This window comes from Flavobacterium sp. Arc2, from assembly GCF_041431385.1.
GTDB lineage: Bacteria > Bacteroidota > Bacteroidia > Flavobacteriales > Flavobacteriaceae > Flavobacterium.
This window is the reverse complement of sequence record NZ_JASMRH010000056.1, coordinates 1-3097: the sequence shown is the minus strand read 5'-3', so window position 1 is coordinate 3097 and position 3097 is coordinate 1. Positions and strand designations below refer to the sequence as shown.

1 protein-coding gene is annotated in these 3097 nt (G+C 31.4%); it reads right to left on the bottom strand.

What is annotated here, in order from left to right:
- Positions 1-123: 123 nt before the first annotated feature.
- Positions 124-2037: a glucosamine-6-phosphate deaminase gene (gene nagB, locus QO182_RS19380; protein WP_371563693.1), complete on the bottom strand. Its 1914-nt coding sequence runs from the start codon at positions 2035-2037 to the stop codon at positions 124-126.
- Positions 2038-3097 lie beyond the last annotated feature (1060 nt).

The following is a 3097-nucleotide window of genomic DNA, read 5'->3' as shown; positions in this document are numbered from 1 at the left end:
TGAAAAAAGGGTTCAACTTTAATTAAAAAGGCAAACCCCTATTTTTTTAACTTACACACTTTACGGGACAGTGTCCAAAACAAATACTTAAACCAAAAAATATTCATTAACTCTTATATATTTTCAAAAACGATACCGCTTAAAAGCCTCTATTGCAGCATACTCAGCTAAACCTAAATCATTATACTTGATTGCTGTACCTCTATTTCTATCTTCAGCACGAACCCAAAATTCTCTAGAATCATCCCCTTGAAACATCACTCCATCTTTTTGAGATTGATGGTAAAATATTGCATGACGCTTTTTTAGCACTTGATCAGGACTCATAGGTACTGCCATTTCAATTTGCCATGACTCCCATTCATGCCATGCTCCACGATACAACCATACCCAGCAATCATCCATATATGTTTTGCTCTTTAATCGTTTTAATGCTTCAAATAAACTGTCCAAACAAACTTTATGAGTTCCATGTGGATCAGCTAAATCTCCTGCCGCATAAATTTGATGTGGCTTTATATCTTCGATAAGATCACACATAATTTTAATATCAGTATCAGTAAGTTTACCTTTTTTTACTGTACCAGTTTCATAAAAAGGAAGATCAAGAAAGTGAACATTCTCATCTGGCACACCTAAATATCTCGTAGCTCCTAAAGACTCACTTCTTCTAATAAATGTCTTCAATTTTCTTACTTCAACTGGATCAATATCATTTTTAGATTTATTCTTTAAAAACTGAATAATAGTACTAGACGCATTAGATCCAGGATTTAAAATCTCTGCTACTTCGGCAAACTTTAAACCTTCTTCATTAGAAACAGCTAAATTTCCTGATGTTTGGTAAGCTATATGGACTTCATGCCCATGCTCAACTAATCTATCAAACGTTCCACCCATTGAAATTACATCATCATCTGGATGAGGGCTAAAAATTATAATTCTTTTTTTGGCAGGAATACAACGTTCTGGTCTATTAGTATCTTCCGAATCAGGTTTACCACCGGGCCAACCCGTTATAGAATGTTGTAATTTATTAAACATTTTAATATTCAAATGATACGCTATTCCTACTTCGGCTAATAAGCCAGACATCCCATTATTATTATAATCTTTGTCTGTTAATTTAAGAATAGGTTTTTTAGTTAATTCACTTAACCAAACAACAGCTTTAAGCTTTAAATCATCATTCCAAAAACAGGACTTAACTAACCAAGGAGTTTTTACTCTTGTTAATTCAGACGAAGCATCCCTATCTAAAACAAAAGTTGTATTATTATGCTCTTGCAAATATGTTGCTGGTACTTGAGATGATTTTTCTCCTTCAATTGTATCTTTTACTATTTCAGCTTTACTAATACCCCATGCAAGAAGTACAATTCTCTTTGCTTTTCTCACCGTACCTATACCCATTGTAATGGCTTTTCTAGGCACATTATCAATACCTAAAAAAGAAGATGCTGCATCGATGCGAGTAATATGATCTAGAGTAATACTTCTTGTACCAGAATTAATATGAGAACCTGGTTCATTAAACCCGATATGTCCCGTTCTTCCAATTCCTAGTAGTTGAAAATCTAATCCTCCATAAGATTTAATTTTCATCTCGTAATCGATACAATATTGCAAAAGTTCTTGTGAACTAACCTCTCCATCAGGGATATTAATATTCTCAGGTAATATATCTACATAATTAAAAAGATGATCATGCATAAAATGAAAATAACTTTGAATACTTTCTTTATCCATAGGATAATATTCATCTAAATTAAAAGTTACCACATTTTTAAAACTTAGTTTCTCTTCATTATGCATTCTTACAAGTTCTTCGTAGACTTTTATAGGAGAAGATCCTGTTGCTAAACCCAAAACACAAGGTTCATTTAATTCTTCTTTCCTTTGTATTAAATTAGCTATTTCACGAGCTACTAAAATTGAAGCTTCAAGTGACGAATCAAAAATAACATTATGAATTTTCTCACAACGTGTTTCTTCAAATTTCCCTGCTTCTTTATAACTTATTTCATCTCTAATCATCTCTCGGTTTATCATTTTAATTTCATTCGGAACTAAAATTACAGATTAGGTCTAAATACGAGTTAAAAATTCGACTAACAACCTTTGTACTTCGGCAAAAAACATAATTAAAAAAAATTTTAGACTGTTTAATCCATCTCAATCATTCTGTAATTTCGATAAAGGTTTTCAAACATATTTATGACATCAAAAATTTTACTTTGAAAAACAACCTGTCCTTTCATAGTAGAAATCCATTGAATTTCAATTCCTAAATGTTTTGAGCAGAGAATTTGTGGTTACATAGCCGTCAAAAGTTTAGCTATCAGACATTACCTCTACCACAGTAAAAGAGGGTTTTATATATTTAACAACCGTTTTAGACCTCTATTATAGAAAATTACAGGTTTGAGATTGAGTAATGCTGTGAGCGCAGAGGAAACTACTTTGACAGCTTACAGAACGGCAGTTAAAAATCGAAGCCTTTAAAAAAAGGATTAGTGCTTAATTCTGACAGAGGAGTTCAGTTTAACAATTTAATTGACTCTTATAAAGTCATTACAAGAAACATGACTGGGAAATAAATTATTGTGATAATGTAGTACAGGAGAGCTTTTTTAAGACTTTGAAAACAGAATAATTTTTTGGTAATACCCTTTCAAAAGAGCATATGGTATTCGATATTTTCGAATTTAATAAAATCTAGAACAACAGAAAAAAAGGCATTCTACTTACTATCGAATACAAAACAATTGAAGAATTCTGGAAAAAGAATAATATTTTTAAAAATGCAGATTAACTAATGGTGCTATTTTTATTTGCATATACACCCCATACAAAGTCATGGATATTAATGTCAATATCAAATAGTGAATAAATTAAATTCTTATTCCTTACCATTACATAACTAAAAAAAAGACTTTGAAAGTCTAGTGACCCAATTGGTGACCCTGTTCTTAAAAAATGTTTTGAAAACCTAGTATTTACTGGTATTATTATAAAGACATCGGAGCCTCTTTCTCCGCCAGTAGAAATACTAAACGAAGCAAACCCTTCTAAATCTTATGATTTAGGAGGGTTT